The organism is Paenibacillus thermotolerans, assembly GCF_028745515.1.
Taxonomy (GTDB): domain Bacteria; phylum Bacillota; class Bacilli; order Paenibacillales; family YIM-B00363; genus Paenibacillus_AE; species Paenibacillus_AE thermotolerans.
The window spans coordinates 47,701-70,129 of the sequence record NZ_JAQZSG010000016.1 but is presented as its reverse complement, the minus strand read 5'-3'; the positions used below and the strand labels follow the sequence as shown (position 1 = coordinate 70,129).

The 22,429-nt window shown below is 48.7% G+C and carries 22 protein-coding genes; 20 read left to right on the top strand and 2 right to left on the bottom strand.

From position 1 onward, the window contains the following. The first annotated feature begins 9 nt into the window (after positions 1–9). The 11 genes from PT964_RS14665 to PT964_RS14615 all read left to right on the top strand — a co-directional run bounded on the left by PT964_RS14665 (position 10) and on the right by PT964_RS14615 (position 11,817). Complete coding sequence (locus tag PT964_RS14665; protein ID WP_274364110.1) at positions 10–1,407, top strand: GNAT family N-acetyltransferase; 1,398 nt, start codon at positions 10–12, stop codon at positions 1,405–1,407. A 44-nt stretch (positions 1,408–1,451) separates the two neighbouring features. Next, positions 1,452–2,471: a serine hydrolase domain-containing protein gene (locus PT964_RS14660; RefSeq protein ID WP_274364109.1), complete on the top strand. Its 1,020-nt coding sequence runs from the start codon at positions 1,452–1,454 to the stop codon at positions 2,469–2,471. Between the two features lie 277 nt (positions 2,472–2,748). Further along, entirely contained in the window at positions 2,749–3,708 is a 960-nt protein-coding gene (locus PT964_RS14655; protein WP_274364108.1) for a hypothetical protein, read from the top strand. Continuing rightward, positions 3,705–3,968 (top strand): CD3324 family protein, encoded by a 264-nt coding sequence (locus PT964_RS14650; protein WP_274364107.1) that lies wholly within the window; start codon positions 3,705–3,707, stop codon positions 3,966–3,968. The genes PT964_RS14655 and PT964_RS14650 overlap by 4 nt, the downstream gene beginning before the upstream one ends. Positions 3,969–4,494: 526 nt before the next feature. Then, positions 4,495–4,965, top strand: a complete 471-nt coding sequence (locus PT964_RS14645) for an NUDIX domain-containing protein (protein WP_274364106.1) — start codon at positions 4,495–4,497, stop codon at positions 4,963–4,965. Positions 4,966–5,076: 111 nt separating this feature from the next. Beyond that, entirely contained in the window at positions 5,077–5,541 is a 465-nt protein-coding gene (locus PT964_RS14640) for a GNAT family N-acetyltransferase (protein ID WP_274364105.1), read from the top strand. 186 nt (positions 5,542–5,727) lie between these two features. Further along, complete coding sequence (locus PT964_RS14635; protein WP_274364104.1) at positions 5,728–6,321, top strand: helicase; 594 nt, start codon at positions 5,728–5,730, stop codon at positions 6,319–6,321. Between the two features lie 103 nt (positions 6,322–6,424). After that, entirely contained in the window at positions 6,425–8,011 is a 1,587-nt protein-coding gene (locus tag PT964_RS14630; RefSeq protein ID WP_274364103.1) for a response regulator transcription factor, read from the top strand. Positions 8,012–8,053: 42 nt separating this feature from the next. After that, complete coding sequence (locus tag PT964_RS14625; RefSeq protein WP_274364102.1) at positions 8,054–8,680, top strand: polysaccharide deacetylase family protein; 627 nt, start codon at positions 8,054–8,056, stop codon at positions 8,678–8,680. Positions 8,681–8,716: 36 nt separating this feature from the next. Beyond that, entirely contained in the window at positions 8,717–9,745 is a 1,029-nt protein-coding gene (locus PT964_RS14620) for an endo-1,4-beta-xylanase (protein ID WP_274364101.1), read from the top strand. After that, positions 9,742–11,817: an alpha-glucuronidase family glycosyl hydrolase gene (locus PT964_RS14615; protein WP_274364100.1), complete on the top strand. Its 2,076-nt coding sequence runs from the start codon at positions 9,742–9,744 to the stop codon at positions 11,815–11,817. The genes PT964_RS14620 and PT964_RS14615 overlap by 4 nt, the downstream gene beginning before the upstream one ends. A 25-nt stretch (positions 11,818–11,842) precedes the next feature. On the opposite strand, the gene PT964_RS14610 is transcribed toward PT964_RS14615, so the two are convergent. After that, complete coding sequence (locus PT964_RS14610) at positions 11,843–12,610, bottom strand: YheC/YheD family protein (protein WP_274364099.1); 768 nt, start codon at positions 12,608–12,610, stop codon at positions 11,843–11,845. 205 nt (positions 12,611–12,815) lie between these two features. Between PT964_RS14610 and PT964_RS14605 the strand changes: the two genes are divergently transcribed. The 6 genes from PT964_RS14605 (at position 12,816) to PT964_RS14580 (ending at position 17,983) form a co-directional block, all read left to right on the top strand. Beyond that, positions 12,816–14,354, top strand: a complete 1,539-nt coding sequence (locus PT964_RS14605; protein ID WP_274364098.1) for an RNA polymerase sigma factor — start codon at positions 12,816–12,818, stop codon at positions 14,352–14,354. Between the two features lie 83 nt (positions 14,355–14,437). Beyond that, the gene (locus tag PT964_RS14600; RefSeq protein ID WP_274364097.1) at positions 14,438–15,205 is read left to right on the top strand and encodes a VOC family protein; all 768 of its coding nucleotides are present in this window, start codon (positions 14,438–14,440) and stop codon (positions 15,203–15,205) included. A 141-nt stretch (positions 15,206–15,346) separates the two neighbouring features. After that, positions 15,347–15,898: a dihydrofolate reductase family protein gene (locus tag PT964_RS14595; protein WP_274364096.1), complete on the top strand. Its 552-nt coding sequence runs from the start codon at positions 15,347–15,349 to the stop codon at positions 15,896–15,898. Positions 15,899–16,301: 403 nt separating this feature from the next. Continuing rightward, positions 16,302–17,123 carry a GNAT family N-acetyltransferase gene (locus PT964_RS14590; RefSeq protein WP_274364095.1) on the top strand — a complete coding sequence of 274 codons (822 nt, stop codon included), beginning with the start codon at positions 16,302–16,304 and terminating at the stop codon, positions 17,121–17,123. A 24-nt stretch (positions 17,124–17,147) separates the two neighbouring features. Further along, a complete protein-coding gene (locus PT964_RS14585) occupies positions 17,148–17,543 on the top strand; it encodes a VOC family protein (RefSeq protein ID WP_274364094.1) in 396 nt (131 codons plus the stop codon). A gap of 212 nt (positions 17,544–17,755) precedes the next feature. Continuing rightward, the gene (locus PT964_RS14580) at positions 17,756–17,983 is read left to right on the top strand and encodes a hypothetical protein (RefSeq protein WP_274364093.1); all 228 of its coding nucleotides are present in this window, start codon (positions 17,756–17,758) and stop codon (positions 17,981–17,983) included. Between the two features lie 72 nt (positions 17,984–18,055). Here PT964_RS14580 and PT964_RS14575 read toward each other — a convergent pair whose 3' ends face one another. After that, complete coding sequence (locus PT964_RS14575) at positions 18,056–19,126, bottom strand: bifunctional 3-deoxy-7-phosphoheptulonate synthase/chorismate mutase (RefSeq protein WP_274364092.1); 1,071 nt, start codon at positions 19,124–19,126, stop codon at positions 18,056–18,058. A 626-nt stretch (positions 19,127–19,752) separates the two neighbouring features. Between PT964_RS14575 and PT964_RS14570 the strand changes: the two genes are divergently transcribed. From PT964_RS14570 to PT964_RS14560, 3 genes are all read left to right on the top strand, one after another. Next, positions 19,753–20,397, top strand: coding sequence for an ankyrin repeat domain-containing protein (locus tag PT964_RS14570; protein ID WP_425262735.1), 645 nt, complete (start codon positions 19,753–19,755; stop codon positions 20,395–20,397). A gap of 146 nt (positions 20,398–20,543) precedes the next feature. Further along, positions 20,544–21,482 carry an aldo/keto reductase gene (locus PT964_RS14565; protein WP_274364091.1) on the top strand — a complete coding sequence of 313 codons (939 nt, stop codon included), beginning with the start codon at positions 20,544–20,546 and terminating at the stop codon, positions 21,480–21,482. A gap of 22 nt (positions 21,483–21,504) precedes the next feature. Beyond that, complete coding sequence (locus PT964_RS14560; protein WP_274364090.1) at positions 21,505–22,410, top strand: aldo/keto reductase; 906 nt, start codon at positions 21,505–21,507, stop codon at positions 22,408–22,410. The last annotated feature ends 19 nt before the right edge of the window (positions 22,411–22,429 follow it).

Here is a 22,429-nt window from a genome sequence, read left to right as displayed (position 1 = left end):
TTGGGAAAGATGACAGATACTTTGTTTCATAACGAACAAATAACGATTCGCAGAACGAGCAGCATAGAGGACTTGAATTACGTGGTCGCGGCCGAGCTTGATGAAGCGAACCGTCCTTATATTGCGCCATGGAGCTTTGAGAGACACAAACAGGCGTTAGATTCCGAGGATATGCTGCATTTGATAATTGAAGACGCAAGGGGTTCACGTGTCGGGTTCGCTATTTTGCTAGGAACAGCGGCTTCCCGCAGCACCGTCGAACTGCTTCGCCTCGTTGTAACTGATAAAGGGAAAGGTTTCGGGAAAGCAACGATCCAAGCGATTCAATGGTTCGCGTTTCATGAACGGAACGCGAGACGGCTTTGGCTGGATGTAAGGGAACGGAATATGAGAGCGAGACGATTATACGAATCGATGGGTTTCCGGGTTGAAGGGACGATGCGCGACGCATGCCGTACCGAAGCCGGCTATGAAACACTAATGATAATGAGCATTTTGGCGCACGAATACGACCCGGCGCTGAAGGAACAAGATCTTGAGCCGGAAGAAGTTCTCGATCTGCTGCGAAACCAAGGGATCATCCCTAAGTCAAGTGTTTTGTCATCGCGTATGACGGGCAAGACAGACGGTCGTGTTTTTGCAATTTTGACGGACAATCGTCCTCGCTTCGTACTAAAGTACGACGAGCCGGTATATAACAGGAACGCAACGGCCTTCCTTCAGGAATATGCTGCTGGGGGATGGATGCCGAAGGTTCGGTACATTGATCCCGAATATCGATATTTCGTATACGACTACACCGTTGGCAAGCCCGGCACGGAAGCGACCTCAATACCTAAATGGGAGTGGATGGGACATTTAGTTAGGAACGTATTGAATAGTTATCGGCAGGTTTCGCCTGCCCCTGGGTGGGGGTGGTTAGACGAACCTTTGACGTTGAATTGGGCGGACTTCATCGAACGCCGCGTCGGGGACGCGCGTCGCCGAATCGGCACTATTCTTCCCGAGGACGATCACATCGCTGTTTTGCGGTTGGTCGATGCTCAACGGGATCGACACGAACCTGAAGCATATTTATTACACGGCGATTGCGGAGCGCATAACTTCTTGTTCTGCGACGAGGGCTTGGTCGGGCTGATAGACCCGTCGCCGATGATCGGTCCGCCAATATACGACGCACTCTTCGCGTTCTGCTCGACGCCGGACGACTTGAGCATGGAATCATTGACGTCATCGCTTCGCGGACTGGACCCACGGTTGTTGTCGGAGAGTGATCGAGAGTTTCTTGCTCAAGACGTTCTGTTAGCGTTGTACGCTAGAATAGCAACCTGTTTAAAACACGGGACGGACGCGAGTGGATATATACGAGCATGGACATATTGGAAGACAGTTGCTGGCATACGGTAACTTGTAGGCAGTAAAATCATTTCATCCAGAAGGAGTGGATACCTATGCACCGAATCGAAGAATACGTCCCATTCACGATGATGGAACCGATGTCCGCCCAACTGGACGCACGACGACTGGATCAAGCTTATGAAACACTTCTCGAGACGTTTCCGAGTCTCTACAGCCTCCTGATCGTTAAGGATGCGCAGCTTGTCTATGAGCGATACGAACCGCCGGCCGATCAAGCCGCTGCTTACAGCATCAAGTCCATCACGAAGAGCGTCATGAATGCCCTCGTCGGCATCGCCATCCGGGACGGTCTTATTGCGTCTGTAGATCAGCTCGTCTCCGACCTGTCGCCGAATCTGCCTGAGAAGTGGCTAGCTAACATCGAGGGCGTTTCTATTAGGAATCTGCTCACGATGACACACGGCATCCAAGTCGAGGAGAACAGCCAAGAGATGCTAGATATCTGGAAAAGTAGGAATTGGACCAGCGCGATCCTCGACAAGCCGCTCGTCCACTCGCCGGGCGAACGTTTCTTTTACTGTACCTGTTCCACGCATCTACTGTCTGGCATTCTGACGATGGCGGCGCAGGTACCGCTTTCTTACTACGCCAGCCGCAAGTTATTCTGGCCGCTCGGCATCCCGGTCCCGGTCTGGTGGGAACAGGCTCCGGAGGGGGTAAACTGGGGCGGTAATAATATGTTTCTCACACCCCGTATCCTCGCTCGCTTCGGCCAGCTGTATTTGGCGGACGGCATCTGGAACGGCCAGCGCCTCCTCCCCGCCGGATGGGTCGACGCGTCCTTCGCCAAACAATCCGCGGGCTGGCCCGACTATGCCGCTTACGGCTACCTTTGGTGGGTCGGCTGCGTTGATGGATTGGACTTTGCCTTTGCTTCCGGTTACGGCGGGCAGTATATCTATGTCGTCCCTTCACTGAAAAGCGTCATAGTCCTAACCGCTAACTCTGACACCGCTATCGCGGAGATGCAGGCGACGATGAATCCGGTCATAAAGGATCCGACTTGGATACTACGGCGATTTCTGATTGAGTGTAGGGCGCGGGAGTTCTAGGAGGCTATCTGACTATATTAGGGAAAGAAATGAGCTACAACCGAATTTTTATGCTAGCTTAAAGTGAAAATGTTATTATTGAGCTAATGCATACGAGAGCACAGCGATGGAGCCGATCCATCGCTTATTTAATTTCCGTTCAACAAACGGATAGCACAACAAGCAGTGCATTTCTTAGTAACCTGGTTTATGTTGAGATTTTTATATAATTGACTTTGACATATTTCCTTATCCTCTTGTATGGCATGATATAAATAAAAGTAAGGGAGGCTTGAAAATGCCAGCGACGGATTATTCTATACGGCCCATAAAACCCGATGACGACTTTGATCTTATTGAGCGCTTGTTTTTCCAAACACATTTTGCGAATAAACAAGCACAGTTGGATAAAAACAATATTTCTTATAGGAAAGATGATTGGAAAGAACTGTTATTCCCTGAATCGACAAATGGAGCACCTTATATCTTAAAAGACCTTCGGTTGAAAGGATTTGCTGCAGAGAAAAACGGAGTAATCGTTGCATTTGTATCCGTAGGTATTTCAACGGATACAAAAAATGGATTTATATATGGCTATGGCATTCAGCAGGAATGTGATCATTTGTTGGCACATTTGGTTGAAAAGTGTGAAAATGAAGTGAAACAAGCAGGCGGTAAGCGAATTTATCAAGGCACAAGTATGCCGCTCGGACAAATACGAAATGACCAAATCACACTCTGGGAGTCCTTTAATTATCATTGTAATAAATTCTTTCATGTATTTGCCGAGCATCGCAACCTTGATTCATGGGTGCCGCCAGAGCATCTAGATCTTAGCTCTATTCAAGTGGCTTCAAATGATGATATACAGGTAATATCTGAAATACTAGAGGAAGATAAGGAATATTTTCTTGCGGAAGAATATCGCGGGAATTTTGCGCAGTTAACGCCAGAGCATGTATTCTTGGGTTTATATGATAATGATAAGCAAATTAAAGGTATCTCCTACTTCAGAGTGTGGGAAAAGGATGATCAATATTTCGCAACCGCTTTCGGGGTCCATTTTAGAGCAAAATATGAAGTTTCACAATATGAAGTGCGTAATCTTATTCAAGCAACGCTAGCTTCCATGCAGCAGATTGGAGTAAACTCAGCATGGGCTAGGGTTTCTTCTCAGAACTTCATTACTCTTTTGTCTTTATCCGCAGAAGGATTTCAGCTATTCGATCAAAATGTGATGATGGTTAAGACATTATGAGTAAATATGTAAATGCTAATAAAGTTTTACCGGAAAAACTGGTAAGGGAAATTCAGAAATATATTCAAGGGACCCATATTTATATCCCGAATGCAGAACGTAAGTTATGGGGGTCAGAAAGCGGGCTTCGAGAGGAATTGGAGCAACGAAACGTTGAAATCATTATGCAATTTAGGAACGGCTTTGATATTTCGAAATTGTCCGAAATGTACTGTCTAAGTGAAGAAAGAATTAAGGCCATCGTCTATAGGAAAAAGTGAGCTTAAGATGTGGCAGTGTTCAATTGGTCCGTTCGCTATATTGGTACAAATCAAAATGAGATGATTTTGTCGGATGCTGGCATAGCTTCAATCCCTTATTTTGTGGCGGGATGTCCTTTCTGTTCACGCCGTTATAACAGAAGCTTACACTGGCGTTGCATTCCAATGAATTGGTAGTCCGATTAACTCTGACGGGAATCCGATCTAACCGTGAGCTATTCATCGTATATTTCGTATTGCGGCAAGCCTTCATTGAACGCAAGGGCAGTAATATTCAATAAAAATGTTACTTGTTTGTTGAAAAAATATGGCATTGTGGTTATTATTACCATAATGTTGACGAGGGAATCGAACTTTTATCTGATCCAGCACAATCCTATCATCACGACAAGCGTTAACACATTCATATAAAATTAAGGATGGGTTAACGTTCTTCGCGATTACTATCCTGTGATAAACAGCACGCAGGCCAAAGGGTCTAGCGTGTTTTTTGTCTCAATAGCTAAAGAAAAAGAGGGATAAAGCAATGGTAATCATGAAAGATGCCAAGGGGAATGTTTTCTTAGAATTCTTTGAAATCGAAGAGGACCAGATTAATGTTGCCTTACTCGATGCCCCGCTAACGCATGCTTTAATTGTAGTGACTTGCCAGGGAAAGCACCTTTTCCTGTATAACAAATGGAGCAACAGTTGGGAATTGCCTGGTGGAATCATCGAACAAGGAGAAACCGCTAAGCAGTGTGCTATTAGAGAACTTCTCGAGGAAACCAATCAATCAATCGAGGAGATTAACTTCAAAGGTTTAATGAAATTTAGACTCCAACCCAGTTTTCATGGCCCTGAAAGGACAGAATATGGCGCTTTGTTTTCGGGTCAAATAAATCAGCTTGATGATTTTGTTGAGAACGATGAGGCTAAATCAATTATTCTGTGGGATGGTATATCGGATATTGGAGCGGTTGAGGAGATAGACAAGAAGTTGATTGAGTTCACCTAATTTATGATTACACTAACTGATTCGATAGTTATATGAGAATGCTACAAATTATTGTGGGTACGGATAAAATTTTTCAAATATCGTAGCATGGGGGAAAAGCTGTGAGGATGTATGGATACAAAAAAAATAACATGTAGACTGGCCATGATTGAAGATCTGGATAAAATTGTATATATGCTTGCGGACGATGTATTAGGAAATAAAAGGGAACAGTATGAGCAGCCTTTGCCAGAGAACTACGTACGAGCGTTTCAATCGATTAGTGCTGACCCAAATAATGAATTAATTGTGGCTTGTAGCGATGAAGAAGTAGTAGGTGTTCTACAGATCACATATATTCCCCACCTCACATATCAAGGAGGTTGGAGAGCTACAATCGAAGGTGTCCGAGTTTCATCTTCCGAGCGCGGGAAGGGAATTGGCTCTCAGTTAATTAATTGGTCAATCGAGCGTGCAAAGGAACGTGGTTGCAAAGTGATTCAATTAACAACAGATAAAAAGAGACCAGAAGCTCTCCAATTTTACAAAACATTAGGTTTTCAGGCAACACATGAAGGTCTAAAAATGTACCTTTAATTAGTGAGCAAAGGGGATAGGCTTTGTATTTGAACAATAGAATAAAACTCTCGCGGAGGAGCAAATGCGGGTAGTCACAGAGGAAATAAATGTAGTTGATAAAAATCATTATTTTGGTGAGGTCTACGGTGAATATAAAATGATTCGATTTTCAGCTTATGTACCATTTCATTAGGAGTGACACGAATGCGCAATGGAAATGGGCAAATATACCCTAATTGCCAAGTTGTTGAAAGGGTCGTGGAGGTTGGCGGACTTACGAAATCGCAGCTTATCGAGAAATTGAAACATTATTCGATCTTGATGAATGAGGCAGGAGAGAGACTATTAGCTGATGATAAATTTACGACTTCCGATACAAAGTACAGCTTGCATACCGTTGAACTTACCGTCGGTGATCTTGGTTTTCCCGATGGAGCTACTACGGCTCAAATTTTTAGGACAGCCGGAGAACTTGGGTTGGAATTTTGTCCGCTTGAGCTGGGACCTCACCTAAGACTGGAGTATCTGGATCAGCCTGAAGGTTATTTAGGTTATCCTTTAAAGCAAAACCAAGCTCCATTTGGCTCCATCACAATAGCAACCGAAATACTTTATGAAGACGATGATTTTCCAAAAGGTTTTTATCTAAGACGAATTAACGGCGAGTTGTGGCTGAGAGGATATCGTGCTGATCATCTGCATGTTTGGAAGCCTGATGATCATTTTATCTTTTGTAAAACAAAAATGTACTTCCCCGTATACGAATTTCGTTATTTACTTTTCCCGTTAATTTCCTAAGGAAAATCTAAATTTTGCGAAGGTGAATGTATCTCCATTCCGGTGTATACTGTTGGAAAGGAATGAAAGCGTTTTAATTTCGTTTGCGGGGTGGGAACCGATCGTGTGTAAAGTATTGTTGGTGGACGACGAGGTATACGCACGACAGGGCTTAAAACAATTAATCGATTGGGGCCAATTCGGATTCGATACGATTCTTGAAGCGGGCAACGGCGAAGAGGCGCTCGAGTGGATCGAAAGAGAGCGCCCCGAGCTTGTCGTTACGGATATTCGCATGCCCGTTCTGGACGGACTGCAGCTCATACAAGCCGTCAAGGGGAAGGAGCGGCACGAACCGTTGTTCATTATTGTCAGCGGGTTCAGCGACTTCAAATACGCACAGCAGGCCATGCGCTTCGGCGTACAGGACTTCATCTTAAAGCCGATCGACGAAGAGGAGCTGGCTGCGGCTTTGGACCGGCTGACGCAGCAGATGCCCCATGCGGGTGCCGATTCCCTTTCCAATGAAACGAAATTCGAAGAGCTCTTGGCGGGGCGCGCCGATTCCAAGCTGATGATGGAGCTGGCCGTTCTGACGGGGATCGTGGAAGGGCAAGCGATGAGATATTTCATCGTAGAGGTCAACGATTTACCGGTCGACTTTGGAGAAGCCGATTTGTTTCAACGCCTCCGCCACATAAAAACAACGCTTTCTCAAACGATCGTCGAATACACGGGGTATCCGGAGGTGCTTCTGCACGAACAGCAGCGGGGCGTCTACGGCTTTATCGCCGCCTGTTCCAAGCGAGGAGCCAAAACGGACTGGAACCTTTATATACAGTCCGTGCAGGAGCGGCTCTCTTCTTCCATGGAAGGCACTGTTATGGTTTACGGCGGCAGCGTTGCGTATCGGTTAGACCAATTGAAGGAATCGCTGCGAACGGCAAACGAGGCTCGGCTGCGTAAATACGCACTGGGAGAAAGCAAGGCCGTATTGTTCGATGATATCGCGGAAATTCCCGTACAAAATATCGAGCTGGATAACGCCTTGTACCACCGGTTGTTGGAATCGGTCGAGGAGTCGGACTTCAACCGATTGGACGAGGCTGTTTCCGAGCTGTTCGATGCGTTTCGGGACCGGTATTTCACACCGGATGCGGTAGGAGCTTCGATTTCAAGATGCGTCATGGGCATCGTTCGCACCTTGCAGGAAATGGACGGCGACGAAAGGGAGCTTGCCGCGCTGCAGCCGGTATTGGATGCGCTAAAGCACCCGGTCACCCTGCTCAAGCTGCGCTCGATGGTTTCCACGTTCGTCTCGGAAAGCGCAAGCTACATCGCGGAGCAGCGCAAAAAGAACGGCAAGGGCAGCATCCAAAAGGTGAAAAGGTACATCGAAACGCATTACAACGAAAATATGAGCTTAAAGTCCATTGCAGCGAAGTTTTATATGAATCCGGTTTACCTCGGGCAGCTGTTCAAGAAATCGTACGGTTTTTATTTTAACGAATTTTTGCTGCGGCATAGAGTGCAGGAGGCCAAGAAGCTGCTTCGCCAGACGGAGCTTCGGGTTTACGAAATTGCCGACCGGGTCGGCTTCAGCAACTCGGATTACTTCGTTACGCAATTTGAGAAGGTCGAGGGGAAGACGCCGAGCGAATACCGAAATACATTGAAAGCGCAACGCACCGGGGCCGGAGCGATCGACTGAAGCTTCGGGACCCGATGCCGATCAAACGGGAGGGGTACGCCCATGAACAAATCTGAACTTATACGCAAAGTAAATACGGAGCATAAGGCCGTTGCTTTTACGTTTGACGACGGGCCGGACCCGGCATATACTTCGGAGCTTCTCGATATTTTCAAGAGCGTATCGGGAAAGGCGACATTTTTTATGGTCGGAGATCAAATGAAAAAGTACCCCGAGCTGGTTCGTCAAGTGCATGAGCACGGGCACGAGATCGGCAATCATACGTTGACGCACCCTTACTTGTCCAAGCTGAGCGCTGACGAAAGCATGAACGAAATCGCCGCAACCGCGTTAGTTGCGAAGGAACTGACGGGGAAGCTGCCGGCAACGTTTCGCCCGCCTTACTTGGATTACACCAAAGACATCGTCACAATCTGCAAAACGATCGCCAACCGCATGATCGGCGCGGTCAATTTGGACACGGAGGACTGGGCGGCGCCGGGGGTAGACCACATCGTGAAAACAAGCCGAAAGCACTTGGCTAACGGCGCGATTCTGATTTATCACGACGGCTTCGGCGACCGCTCGCAAACGGTGGAAGCCGTTAGGATTCTGGTAAAAGAGGCGGCAGATCAAGGCTATAAGCTTGTAACGGTTACGGAGCTGCTCGAGCTGGGGGAAGCGATGTAGAGACAATCGGCGAAATCGATACGGGAGGGGAAACGAATGGAGAGTATGGGAAACGAAGCGCTGCCTAAATTGCATGAGCTGTTTAAGGAGCATTTCCTAATCGGGGCGGCGGTGAGCCCGGCAACATTGGAAAGCCAGGGCCGCCTGCTGACAACTCACTATAATTCGATCACGGCGGAAAACGATATGAAGTTTATCAGCCTTCATCCGTCAGAGGACGAGTATACGTTCGACAATGCCGACACCATTGCGGCGTTTGCGAGAGCGAACGGCATGAAGCTGCGGGGTCATACGCTCGTTTGGCACAATCAGACCCCGGATTGGATGTTTCAAGAGCCGGACGGAAGCCTCGCGAGCCGCGAAACGCTTCTCTCCCGAATGAAGTCCCACATCGATACGGTAGTAGGCCGATATAAGGACGTTGTATATTGCTGGGATGTCGTTAATGAAGCGGTCACCGACGACGGGCCCGAGCTGTACCGTCCGACCAAATGGTTTGAAATCGCGGGCGAGGAGTACATCGCGAAAGCGTTCGAATACGCCCATGAGGCGGATCCGCAAGCGTTGTTGTTCTACAATGACTACAATGAGTCTAACCCGGGAAAGAGAGAAAAAATATATGCGTTGGTTCGGTCGTTAAAGGAGAACGGCGTCCCGATCCATGGCGTCGGCTTGCAAGCCCACTGGAATTTGTACGATCCTTCGATCGATGCCATTCGAGAGGCGATCGAGCGGTACGCTTCTCTTGATCTCCAGCTGCAAATTACGGAAATGGACGTTTCGGTATTCCGTTTCGACGACCGCCGAACCGATCTGACCGAACCGACCGCGGACATGCTCGAGCTTCAGGCGGAGCGCTACGAGCAGTTTTTCCGGCTGTTTAAACAGTACAGCAAGCACATCACCGCCGTTACGTTCTGGGGAGCGGCGGACGACTATACTTGGCTGGATCACTTCCCGGTTCGCGGAAGGAAAAATTGGCCGTTCCTGTTCGATGCGCAGCATCAAGCGAAGCGATCGTTCCGGAAGGTTGCCGGACTCGCCCGTTCGGAGGAGACCGTATGACGAGCACATCGTACGCGGCATGGCTGCAATACCGGAAAGCGGTCGAGGAAGTCCGCGATCGGGTTGAACAGTGGCTCGGCAGCATCGTCGTTCGGTCGGCAGCCTCCGAGCCCGCCCTTGCGACGGCTGTCAAAGAGTTGACCGATGCGGTCTATAGAACGGCGGGACTGCAGCCGGCAACGGTAACGGAAGCGCCGCCGTACGGATGCTTCACGGTTGTCGGAACGGCCGATACCGATCTTTGGGCGGAATATGGCGTGAACGCCGATGAGCTTTCGTCCATAAGTCCGGAAGGATATCGATTGAAAGCCGTTCCTGAAGGCGTCGTCGGACGGCGTGCCTTGCTTGTCATCGGAGGGAGCGGCGCGGGCGTTCTTTACGGCGTATTTCATCTCATCAGATGGATTCAAACCGGCCGGGTGCCGGATCGGCTCGACGTATTGGAGAACCCCGCGAATCCGCTTCGGATGATCAATCAATGGGACAATGCGGACGGCAGCATTGAGCGCGGGTATGCAGGCAAATCGTTCTTTTACGAAAACGGCGGCATTACGAAGCGTTTGGACAGAGTGCGGGACTATGCAAGATTGCTGGCATCGGTAGGGATCAATGCGATTTCGATCAATAATGTGAATGTGCACGCGGAGGAGACCAAGTTTATTACCCGGGAGCTGCTGCCGTCGGTGGCGGCTGCGGCCGACGTGTTCCGTTCCTATGGGATTCGGCTGTTTCTGAGCATCAACTTTGCGGCACCGATCCAAGCCGGAGGGTTATCGACGGCCGATCCGCTGGACGAAACCGTGAAACGATGGTGGCGGGACGCGGTCGCCGGTATTTATGAGCATATTCCGGATTTCGGCGGCTTCCTGGTCAAGGCTGATTCGGAGCATCGTCCCGGGCCGTTCACCTACGGCCGCGATCATGCGGACGGGGCCAATATGCTTGCCGATGCGCTTGAGCCGTTCGGCGGACTGCTGATTTGGCGCTGCTTCGTATACAATTGCATGCAGGATTGGAGAGACCGGACGACGGATCGGGCGAAAGCCGCTTATGACCATTTCACGCCGCTGGACGGAAGGTTTCGCGATAACATCATCCTGCAAATCAAGAACGGGCCGATGGATTTTCAGGTGCGCGAGCCGGTTTCTCCGTTATTCGGGGCGATGCCGCAGACGAATCAGCTCATCGAATTCCAGATCACTCAAGAATACACGGGCCAGCAGCGGCATCTTTGCTATCTGGTGCCTCAGTGGAAGGAGGCGCTTGATTTCGACACTTATGCGTCCGGTCAAGGCTCCACCGTCAAAAGGATTGTCGACGGAACGCTGTTTCGCGCCAAGCACGGCGGTTTTGCGGCGGTTTCCAACGTCGGGAGCGACGATAACTGGACACGTCATACGCTGGCTCAAGCGAACCTTTACGGGTATGGGCGGTTGGCTTGGAACCCCGATTTATCGGCTGAGGACATCGCGAAGGAATGGATTCGAATGACCTTCGGCGGCGATGACGACCAGGTAACGGATGTTATTAGCGATATGCTGATGAATTCGTGGCGTATATACGAAAATTATACGGCGCCGCTCGGCGTCGGTTGGATGGTTACTCCGAATACCCATTACGGTCCGGACGTCGACGGGTACGAATACTCGCGCTGGGGGACGTACCATTTCGCCGACCGCGACGGAATCGGGGTAGACCGTACCGCTGCGACGGGGACGGGCTATACGCTGCAGTACAATAGCCCGAACTCGGAAACGTATGAATCGTTGACCGAATGTCCCGACGAGCTGCTGCTGTTTTTCCATCATGTTCCGTATTCGCATCGGTTGAAGTCCGGGAAAACCGTCATTCAGCATATTTACGACACGCACTTCGAAGGAGCGGAACAAGCGCAGCGGCTGGTTGACATGTGGCGGGCTTTGGAAGGGAAGATCGACGAAGAAAGATTTTCGCACGTGTCGGCACGGCTGGAAGAGCAAGCCGCCCATGCGAAGCATTGGCGCGATGTGATTAACACTTATTTCTATCGAAAATCCGGCGTGCCTGATGAAAGAGGAAGAACGATATATTAAACAATTAGGCGGCCGGCGATTTCTGTCAGCCGCCTGAATGATCGGGGGGCCTTTTTATACTATTTCTATTTCTGTATTCATATTGCAACTGCCTTATTTTCCTGTACATCGTCTTATCTTTGAGCTTTGCAAATCCGACGCGCGACGGACCGCGATTCGCTTCAATGAACCAAATTTTCCCCGATTGGTCAACCCCCAGGTCATAGCCGATTTCCGATTGATAAACATAGCGGCTGTAAACTTTATTGCAAACGTAACAGAGACGAATCATTTCTTCTTTCATGCTTTCTAATTTATCGCCGCTAATGCCGAGAGATTTATTTAGTGCTTTATCAACCGAAAGAATACTTCCGCCTCTAGATACATTCGTAACGATACTTTTTTCCATTGCCAACTTAGCTAACATGCCTGCATAATTCCATTTTTTGTTCGCATCTCTCATCATCATGACCCGAATGTCGATCGGTCGCCCATTGATTTGCGCAAGTTGTATTGCCCTCTGAACAATGTACGGATTCCCGTTACCGGAAAACAGTTTTTGGTACATTTCCGCTATGGAGGCGCAATATATAGGATCGCCGCGTTCCACGATGTACGAATATCCGCCATCTTCCTTCCACGCTTTTATGATTCCAATGCCCTGACACCCATCCTCGGGTTTTATATAAACGGTATTATATTGATCAAGGTAGGAGGTCAGCGTGCGCTCGTCACATAGGGCCGTATCCGGCAAATAGGGCCTAATAAACGCACTGTTATAAAGCCATTTGTATATCAGATACTTTCCCGGCATAAAATCGCCTCCTTTGGCAATAAGCAATAACATAATATGTTTGTGATAGAGGACAAGTGTTAGGCATCTTTCAGCAATCCGCAACGATCATGCATATACAAATTTCCAAATTTGATGGTAATGTAGTGGTGACGAATTTTATCGGCATTAGCTTAGTGAACAGTGGATGGAAAATGTCGGCGGACCGGAGGCGAGGTCGGACAATATGAACCAAACGGATATGATTACGCGCGCAGCCGCGGGCGACAAGGACGCGCTGACGCAGCTGATCGCGGCGTACAGGCAGGAGGCTGTGTTGTGGGCACGCGATATTGTACGGGACGCTCATCTTGCCGAGGATGCGGTCCAGGAATCGTTCCTTCGGCTGGCAGCCAAGCTTCCCGGACTTCGGGATCCGGGGAGCTTTCGACCCTGGTTGAAGAAGCTCGTTCGACGGACGGCGATCAATATGCTGCGCGGAGCAGAGAACCGGACGAAGCCGTACGGAGATCTGCCCGAATCGGCACATCCGTACCTGGGCAGCCCTCAGGAAGAACCGCTGAAGGAGCTGCTCGTCAGCGAAACGCGCCGTGAAACGGCCAACCGCTCGTCCGCCGCTTTGCGCGGCAACGCGAAACGCGTCATGGACGCTATGGAGGAGGGGCTGCAGCCGGATGAAGCTGCGGTGTCGCTCGGGATTACGCGAAGCAACGTCTATAACCTGATTTCACGTTCCCGTTCGAAGCTGAACGAGGAGCGTTATCGCATAGAAGCGGACCGTTATCTCTCCTGCCGCCGCCGCGAAGGCAAACCGAGTCGGATCGTCCTTGAGGAGCCCCGGTTTTCACGGCCGTATGCGCTCTTGTCCGTGGCGCTGCTCGAAGTGCTGCGGTACGGCGGCGATACGGAGCGGCCGCTTACGGCGATAATGGGGATGACGGGCGATGCGTTTCGGCTCGGCATTTCCTCAGGATGCGACTGGCGAGGGCTGTCGACGTTCGACTGGAGCTTCGCCTTCTACGGTGCCGCGGAACGAATCGGGTGGAGCGCCCGATGCTTCGGGCGTCCCGGCCGACAGCAGATTGTGCCGGAGCAGCAAGTAGGCGTGCTGAGGCTGATCCATGACGCAGTGGAGGCGGGCAGGCCGGCCATCGTATGGAATTTGACGATCAACGAGTTCGACTTGATCTACGGGTACGACGATTCGGAGCGTGTACTGTTCGGACGCAGCCACCGGCCCGGGGTGAATCGCTATACATACGAGAGCCTGGGCAGAAGCCCTGAAAGTCCGGGGCTGTTTGCGGCCGTTCTGGACAGGCGGACGGGTGCGCCCGCTTCCGTCCGAACCGTCCTTGCCGGCATCGTGAAGCAGATCCGAGGGGACGAGCCTCGCGTACCCGGTTTTGCGTTCGGTCAGGCCGCTTACCGGGAATGGCAGAGCGCAGTTTTGGAAAACCGACTGGATCCTCTAGGCCACGCCTACCAGGTGGCTCTCCTGTCGGAAGCCCGTGAGCATGCCTTCCGTTATCTGGAACGTCTCTCCCAGGACCGGAGCATTCGCAGCGAAGCGCGGCCCCTGTTGGCGGTCGCAAGCCAATTATACGAGCATATATATCGGACCACGCTGCAGTTGTATCCGTCCTTCCCGTTCGGAATAGGCGGCGTAACGTCTAACCGGGAACATATGGCGGCAGAGCTCAAGGCTTTGATGGAGGCGGAGGCGGAGGCGGCGGCCTGTTTGGAGGCTGCGCTGGAACGGCTGTAATATTTTTTTGGCGGATTGATAGAGATTTGCGGTTCGATGTGTCTTTGTGGTGAAGTCGACTTTTTGGAGAGGAAGTGTAAGCTTTGACACACCCGATTAAGCCCGTCATCAAAACCGTATTTTTGCCCGTATCCGATCTGAAGGCGTCCGTCGAATGGTACGCGGACCTGTTCGAACAGCCGATTCGACCGGACAAGACAGGAGGGGGCATCTACTGGGGCGTATCGTTCGAAGGCACCGGAATCATTCTCGACAGCAATATGTGGGGCTTCCCGCCGATGATCATGTTCGAGTCGGTCCGGGATATCGACGCGTCGTACGACTTCTGCACCGGCATGGGCTATTCGCATGTCGGTGAGTTGTACCGTTTTTCCGATGTCGCACATTTCACCGTAGGCGGGAACATGGTCTGCTGGGCTGTATCGCATGAGCAGCCGCAGGAGCCTGCAGGCGATGCGCACCCGCTGCTTACGAAGATCAGCCGTGTGGTTGCGCATGGAGACAATGCGGCCGAGAAGGAGAACTGGTATGCCGGCTTTTTGAGGAAAGACGTCCGCCCGGATCCGGCGGTCCACGGGTTGAACAGCATTGCGATGGACAAAGGTGCGGATCTGCTGTTTGACGACAACCGGTTGTCACAGACCGGCAAGGTGTATTACGAGAAGCTGCAGCTCGAGCTGCGCGTCGCTCCTGCTCTGGTGATCGATTCGCCGGACGTCGAAGCTGCGAGAGCCCACGTAACCGCAAAAGGCGCATCGGACGTGACCGATATCAAGGAACGGTTGGGCATGACATGCTTCACGTTCCACGACCCGTATGGCAATGGAATCATGGTGAGGCAAACGCGTTAATCGGAAAAAAGAGTAGAGCTATGGCCACCCGGTGAGGGTGGTCTTAGCTTAGTTAAAAAGATACGTTTCGTTTAATATGACATAAGGCGACATATTTATGGTCTATAATGGGAGGTGAATCGACGAAAGGAGTAGCGAATTATGAAACGAAGAATCCTTTTAGATTTAGCAGTTACTTTAGATGGTTTTATTGAAGGGAAAAATGGAGAAGTCGATTGGTGCATTATGGACTCCGAGATGGGGTTTATTCATTTCTTAAATCAAATCGATACTATATTATATGGAAGAAAGAGCTATGATTTATGGGGACAATTTACTCCAGAAATCGAACATTCCGATACTGATAAAGAAATATGGGAAATAGTTCATAGTAAAGAGAAATATGTATTTTCCAGAACGCAAAAGGGGACCGACAATAAAGCAATATTCATAAATGACGATATTCTTGAAGAAGTAAATTCATTAAAAAATAAGCCTGGTAAAGACATCTGGCTATATGGCGGAGCAAGTCTTATTACAACTTTTATCAATTTAGGGCTTGTTGATGAATTTAGACTATCTGTTCACCCGGTTATTTTAGGAGAAGGCAAACCGTTGTTTATCGATATAAAACAGAGGTTGAATTTGAAAATGGTTAATACAAGAATGTTTACCTCCGGCGTTGTGCAGCTAACATATCATTTGGATGGGTAGTAATTGTGCACATTCCATCACCGGATTATTATATGCAGTGTATGAACTGGGAGCCGTCGGAGGTTTACCGACGCAGCCGGATGACGAATTGCTCTCCATTAAGCAATTAAGCCTGTTCAATTAAACAATTATACGGATTAAAGGCGTATTTGGGGCAAACTCACCTGTACAAAATTATTTCTCCGTAGAAAACGGAAGCACAAGTGGGACGGGGATAAGTTTTCAATTGCGAATGTAAACGAAGCGTTGGAGGCCATCTCTGTTCATCTCGATGAAGAAAAGCGGTTTAATGCGTTGTTTGAGGAAGGAAATACAACGAAACAATTTGTTTATGAAACTGGGGATCTAAGACCGATCAAATAACCACAACTGCCGCCGTATCATAGAATTGAAGGAGACGACGATGTTAACTGCGCAACAATTAGAAGATATTGAACGACTGCAAAAAGAGTGTGAAGCTTACGATCATTTACAGCTCAAGCTTAATTGGGACATGCTAAGAAAACGCGAAACGAATCAGCTGGATTTTCTTCATTATGAAGATGACGTACTTGTAGCGTTTTTAGGTTTGTATGCTTTTGGCTCTACTGTTGAAGTTTGCGGTATGGTGAAACCAAGCGAACGACGGAAAGGCCATTTCCAACGATTATTCCAACAAGGAATGGCAACAGCCAATCAAAACGGATATAAGAAAATCTTGTTGAACGCACCTGCCGGATCACATGCAGCAAAAGCCTTTTTAGATAAACAAGGTGCTGAATATGCTTTTTCAGAACATCAAATGGAGTGGCAGGAAAGGTCTCTTGAAGAAGTAGACGGCTTTGTACTGCGACAAGCAAGCGCGGATGATTTTGACATGCGTGTGCGATTAAATGTTACAGCGTTTGGTCTGAGGAAAGAAGATGCCGAAGCATTAGAGTGCAGGATCGACAGGGATGAAGATACTGAAATATTAATGATTGATGTTAACGAAGTAACGGTAGGGAAAATTCGTGTGGATCGGGTAGACCGGCAAGCGTGGATATACGGTTTTTCAATTTTACCCGAGCATAGAGGTAAAGGAATTGGCAGAAAAGTGCTGATCCGGGTTATAAAAGTACAAAGCTTTGCCGGTCATTCTGTACATTTAGAAGTCGAAACGAAAAATGACCGGGCTTTAGGGTTATATGAATCTGTTGGTTTCAAAACTGTACATTCACAAGACTACTATTCTTATCAAATTTAGTATTCTGGAGGAGCTTTGTTAAATATGAATACTACTCCTGCAATCCCAATGTTGGCAGTACATAACGCTAATCAAGCAATAAATTTCTACATAAATGTATTTCGTGCCGTAGAGGTAAGTAGAATGGTTACGGAGGACGGGAAAATTGAACATGCCGAAATAAAAATAGGCGATGCGCGCATTATGATTGCCGACGAATTTCCTGGGCATAATCTTGCAGCTAAATCACTAGGGGGCACACCCGTGATTATTTATTTATATGTCGATAATGTTGACGATGCCATACAAAGAGCTGTGAATGAAGGAGCAACAGCCCTTAGACCAACTCAGGACTTGCCGCATGGGGACCGTGTGGGAAAAATTGAAGACCCATTCGGACATGTATGGATGGTTGCTACCCCGTCTGAGATGTTGCAATGAAATCTCGTACGATCGGATCATCGTACCTGCTGCAATGCATTTGCGACAATTAAGAGAAGCGGTTGCGGTAAAGGGGGCAGCCGTTTTTGTTTTAGTGATATTCCATACTTATTTAGAAAACGGAGCCCGCAAACCCGCTGGCTCCGATCGGACAACCTACCGCGAGTATAGGCGTCACCATCGTAATTACCCTCATATGGATTGCGGTAATCGTGTTTGGTCGGGTTAACCAGCCGTTGATTCATTTGACATTTATCGGTATCGCCTATGGGGTATTTGCGATTGTAATTGGTGCGATCGTATCACCTATTCTTGAAGGTCGGTTACAGGGTCCGATCACGAATCCTTTTGCTATCGTTAGTATGCTTGTTACCAATGCTATTTGGGGATTATTGGCTGGATTGATCGCTGCAGCAATACAAAAGAAGCTCAAAATTTAATTCTTATCTTTTGTTTCCACTTCAAAACCTGCAGTCGCCTGACTGCAGGTTTTAATAAATCGTTTTGAATATTTATAGTAGTCCGGACTCTTTAACATTCGTATAAAAGCGGTGAAATTCATCAATGGTAAGCTGTTGTGCAGCATCGGATAAAGCCGTAGCAGGATCTGGATGTACTTCGACCATGATACCGTCTGCTCCAGCCGCGAGAGCCGCTTTTGCACACGGAGCAAGGATATCTTTACGTCCTGTAGAGTGGGTGACATCGACGAGGACCGGCAGATGACTTTCCTGTTTGAGAATAGGCACCGCAGAAATATCTAAGGTATTGCGGGTTGCCTTCTCATAGGTGCGGATTCCTCGCTCGATCAGCATCACCTGGGTGTTCCCGCGAGAAACGATATATTCAGCGGCATGCAGAAACTCATCAATTGTGGCAGCCAGCCCCCGTTTGAGAAGGATGGGCGTGCGAGTCTCGCCTGCCGCTTTGAGCAATTCGAAATTTTGCATGTTGCGGGCCCCGATTTGGATCACATCGATATATTCGGAAGCAAGCTCGATATGTCTTGGGTCGACGATTTCACTAATCGTCTTCAGACCGAATTCGTATGCAACCTCCTTCAGAATTTTTAGGCCCTCAATTCCAAGACCCTGGAAATCATACGGTGATGTCCTCGGTTTAAACGCACCTCCCCGCATGACGTCAATACCGGCCTCCTTTAACGCCTTTGCTACGACCCGAACCTGCTCATAGCTTTCGACCGAACATGGACCTGCGATCATGATCGGCTTTGCTCCTCCTACGGATACATCTCCTATGCAGACTATAGTGTCTTCCTTCTGCTTTTTGCGGCTTACGAGCAAATGCTTCTTATGCTCCGATTCCTGGAGATTTAAAGACGCTTGAAAAATTTGTTTGAACAGGTGCTGGATCGTATTATCATCAAAAGGACCCTTATTAGCGGCAGCCAGTTCGGCCAGCATTTCCTTCTCGCGAACGGGATCGAATTTAGGCGTACCTTGCTTTTCCTTTATGTTTCCGATTTCTTGGGCGATCCGGGCCCGTTCGGACAGCAGCTCCAAAAGGTTGTGGTTGATGACGTTCAGCTTTTCTCTTAATTGCTTCAAACTAGGTGTAGTCATGAAAATCGCTCCTTACTATGTTTTTTGAACAACAAAAAAGCTCCTGTCCGCAAGGGACGAGGAGCCGTGGTACCACCCTTATTAGAAATGAAGAATGCCATAGGGCGTGTCGTCATTTCTCACTTTCGTCTCTTTAACGCAGAGAAATACGTGTAAGCCTAGCGAGCTTTAATAAACAGGGCTCGTTCAGCAACCGGCTCCGGAGTGAACTTCGGCGGACAAATCCATTCGGGTGCTCTCAGTCGGTCGGCACACCGTCCCTGTCAAGAATCTAGATCCGCTTACTCTCTCCATCATCGCGTTTTATTTAGGTTGATTGTATTGCTTAGAAAATTTCCTTGCAAGCACGTCGTTTAACGCGTAATTGCTTTATTGCGATGCAACATTCAAACCATAAATTATTGAACTGCCCTGAAAATTCAATCAGATAAAATAAGTATATGGCGAATAACTGAAAGCTGATTGAGGCATTTGACTATAGCAATGTAAAGTTTAAAAATTCGCTTTGGGATGGCTTTTTTGCACAGTATACACCTTGATATGCGATATAATCGCTGTAGAGCGCCGATATTATTGCAAGGAGGTTGCTTTCTACGCGTTATGTGGCTTTAATTACGATCATTTTGATGCTGATGGGCTGTCAGTCTTACATTAAATTATCGGAAAAGGGTGTGGAATCATTGAACCGGTCGTTAATTCAGGCTGCGGAGAGCGGGAATACCGATAAGGTTTTGCAATTGATCAATGATGGGGCGGACATAAATACAAGAGATGCGCGGGGACGTACGCCGATTCTAGCGGCTACGCACGGCAATAAAGCGGAGACTGTCAAAGCATTGATTGAGGCGGGGGCCGATATTCACTTGCAAGATAACATACTGGATAACCCGTTCTTGTATGCCGGTGCTGAGGGGTTTCTCGAAATTGTAAAGCTGTTGATCGATGCCGGCGCAGACCCGACGATTACGAATCGTTATGGCGGCACCGCGCTTATTCTTGCATCGGAGCACGGCTATGTTGAAGTCGTTAAAGAACTGCTTACTCGAACGGAAATAGACGTGAATCACGTTAACAATTTAGGATGGACGGCGCTGATGGAAGCGATCGTATTGAATAACGGAGGAGAGAGGCAGCAGCAGGTTATCCGATTGCTGATCGAGCATGGGGCTAACGTGACGATTCCGGATAAGAACGGGGTAACACCGCTGGAGCATGCCAAAGCTCGCCGGTTCGGTGCGATTGTAAGATTATTAGTGGATGCAGGGGCTTAACGATTACTCAAGGCAAGTTTAATAGTAACTTCAAGGTAACTGACTTAAGAAAAAGTGCGTACTTCTCAATCGATTATCTTGGCAATATTATTGTATCAGACCAGTAAATTAGTCTAGGTAATCTATGAATAAGGAGAGGTCGCCGAATGAATTATCGCAAGCTTGGAAAATCCGAAATCGAGGTTTCCGAGATTGGTTTCGGAGCATGGGCCATCGGCGGAGACGCATGGGGGCCCGTTCAGGATGATAACTCGATCAATGCTATGGAAAGAGCCCTTGAACTGGGAATTAACTTCATCGATACGGCCGATGTGTACGGTTCCGGCCGCAGCGAGGCGCTTGTCGCCAAAGTAATGAAAGGCAGACGGGACAACGTGATTCTTTCCACCAAAGGCGGGTTGATGGGGCATCATCGGGATCCGAAGCGCGAGCCGGTCTATGACCGTCCGGAAAAAGTTATCGACGCGTTTGAAAACAGCCTGCGCCGACTCGAAACCGATTACATAGACGTTTACTTTTGTCATCTTTGGTGGGATAAGCACGAAGAAACCGAAGCGTTCATGCGGGCTTTCGAAATCCTGAAGCGGGACGGGAAGGTAAGATTGACAGGAGTATCTACGGAAAACTTTGAGTATATCAAGCACTTTAATAGAGAAGGCTGTCTTGATGTTGTTCAACTGGACTACAGCATTCTAAACCGTTCGACCGAAAAGGAAGTTCTTCCGTATCTTCAGGAGAACGGAATCGGCGTTGTAGTACGGGGGCCGCTCAGAATGGGCATTCTTACAGGAAAATTTACGGAAGAAACAACATTCCCTGAAGGAGATATCCGAAAAAACTGGCCGAACGAGCAATGGTACAAAGACAGCCTAGAAAAAGCGGAACGCCTTCGTCTTCTGGAGAATGAACACCGTACACTTGGCCAAGCTGCACTGCGCTATGTCCTAAACCATCCTGCGGTATCCGTTGCCATTCCAGGCGCTAAAACACCGGCGCAGGCCGAGCAAAACGCGGCGGCCTCCGTACGCCCTCTGCTTTCGGAAGAAGACGTTAATTTCATAGATGAAGTTTCACCCCTAATATAATCGTGAAAAGGAGGAATCATCCGTGCAAAAAGCAGTGTTGGGACGTACCGGATTGGAAGTGACACGTTTAGGGTTTGGGGCAATGGAAATAAGAGGTCCAAGAATTTGGAGTGGCCGATCGGTAACCGATGATGAAGCCGAACGAATTTTGAACGCCGTCTTGGATGCCGGTATTAACTTCATTGATACCGCATACGATTACGGTCTAAGTGAGGAGTATATCGGGAAGTTTATCAGCCACCGCCGCAATGAGTATTTTCTGGCTACTAAATGCGGATGCACGGTAGTAAACGCGGGAGATCATGACGAGACGCCGCACGTGTGGACAAGAGAGAACCTTCTGCATAACATTGAAACCAGCTTGCGGAGAATGAAGACGGATTACGTGGATTTGTTGCAGCTTCATAACCCATCGGTAGAGCAGACGAAAGAAGGTAATTTGGTGGAAGTGCTGAAGGAAATCCAGGCATCAGGGAAGGTTCGCTGGATCGGCATTTCCTCAACACTTCCTCATATTGAAAAATATATTGAGTCCGGAGTGTTTGATTGTTTCCAAATTCCGTACTCGGCATTGGAAAGGGCTCATGAAAACATCATTACTGCGTCCTCTCAAGCCGGTGCAGGCACTATCATTCGCGGAGGAGTAGGGCGTGGCGAACCGGGAGTAGGACTTGGGAATGCGGATCGATGGGCAATATGGGAGAAAGCGAAGCTGGACGATCTGCTCGAGGAAGGCGAAAGCCGCACGGCGTTCTTGCTCCGCTTTACGCTAAGCCACCCACATATGTCGACGACGATCGTCGGCACGAAAAATCCGGAGCATCTCGCCGAAAACCTGAAAATTGCGAACAAGGGCCAACTACCGGCCGATGTTTATGAAGAGGCCAAGTTTCGCTTGCACCAAGCCGTAGAAGCTCCGAAAACTTAAAATATATCAGTCGAAAAAG

Coding starts and splice junctions, on each gene's coding strand:
- PT964_RS14565 (WP_274364091.1), top strand. CDS start 20,544: ATGAATTATCGCAAGCTTGGAAAATCCGAAATCGAGGTTTCCGAGATT.
- PT964_RS14665 (WP_274364110.1), top strand. CDS start 10: ATGACAGATACTTTGTTTCATAACGAACAAATAACGATTCGCAGAACG.
- PT964_RS14590 (WP_274364095.1), top strand. CDS start 16,302: ATGTTAACTGCGCAACAATTAGAAGATATTGAACGACTGCAAAAAGAG.
- PT964_RS14650 (WP_274364107.1), top strand. CDS start 3,705: ATGAGTAAATATGTAAATGCTAATAAAGTTTTACCGGAAAAACTGGTA.
- PT964_RS14610 (WP_274364099.1), bottom strand. CDS start 12,610: ATGCCGGGAAAGTATCTGATATACAAATGGCTTTATAACAGTGCGTTT.
- PT964_RS14570 (WP_425262735.1), top strand. CDS start 19,753: ATGCTGATGGGCTGTCAGTCTTACATTAAATTATCGGAAAAGGGTGTG.
- PT964_RS14620 (WP_274364101.1), top strand. CDS start 8,717: ATGGAGAGTATGGGAAACGAAGCGCTGCCTAAATTGCATGAGCTGTTT.
- PT964_RS14660 (WP_274364109.1), top strand. CDS start 1,452: ATGCACCGAATCGAAGAATACGTCCCATTCACGATGATGGAACCGATG.
- PT964_RS14625 (WP_274364102.1), top strand. CDS start 8,054: ATGAACAAATCTGAACTTATACGCAAAGTAAATACGGAGCATAAGGCC.
- PT964_RS14585 (WP_274364094.1), top strand. CDS start 17,148: ATGAATACTACTCCTGCAATCCCAATGTTGGCAGTACATAACGCTAAT.
- PT964_RS14640 (WP_274364105.1), top strand. CDS start 5,077: ATGGATACAAAAAAAATAACATGTAGACTGGCCATGATTGAAGATCTG.
- PT964_RS14605 (WP_274364098.1), top strand. CDS start 12,816: ATGAACCAAACGGATATGATTACGCGCGCAGCCGCGGGCGACAAGGAC.
- PT964_RS14655 (WP_274364108.1), top strand. CDS start 2,749: ATGCCAGCGACGGATTATTCTATACGGCCCATAAAACCCGATGACGAC.
- PT964_RS14635 (WP_274364104.1), top strand. CDS start 5,728: ATGCGCAATGGAAATGGGCAAATATACCCTAATTGCCAAGTTGTTGAA.
- PT964_RS14615 (WP_274364100.1), top strand. CDS start 9,742: ATGACGAGCACATCGTACGCGGCATGGCTGCAATACCGGAAAGCGGTC.
- PT964_RS14575 (WP_274364092.1), bottom strand. CDS start 19,126: ATGACTACACCTAGTTTGAAGCAATTAAGAGAAAAGCTGAACGTCATC.
- PT964_RS14645 (WP_274364106.1), top strand. CDS start 4,495: ATGGTAATCATGAAAGATGCCAAGGGGAATGTTTTCTTAGAATTCTTT.
- PT964_RS14595 (WP_274364096.1), top strand. CDS start 15,347: ATGAAACGAAGAATCCTTTTAGATTTAGCAGTTACTTTAGATGGTTTT.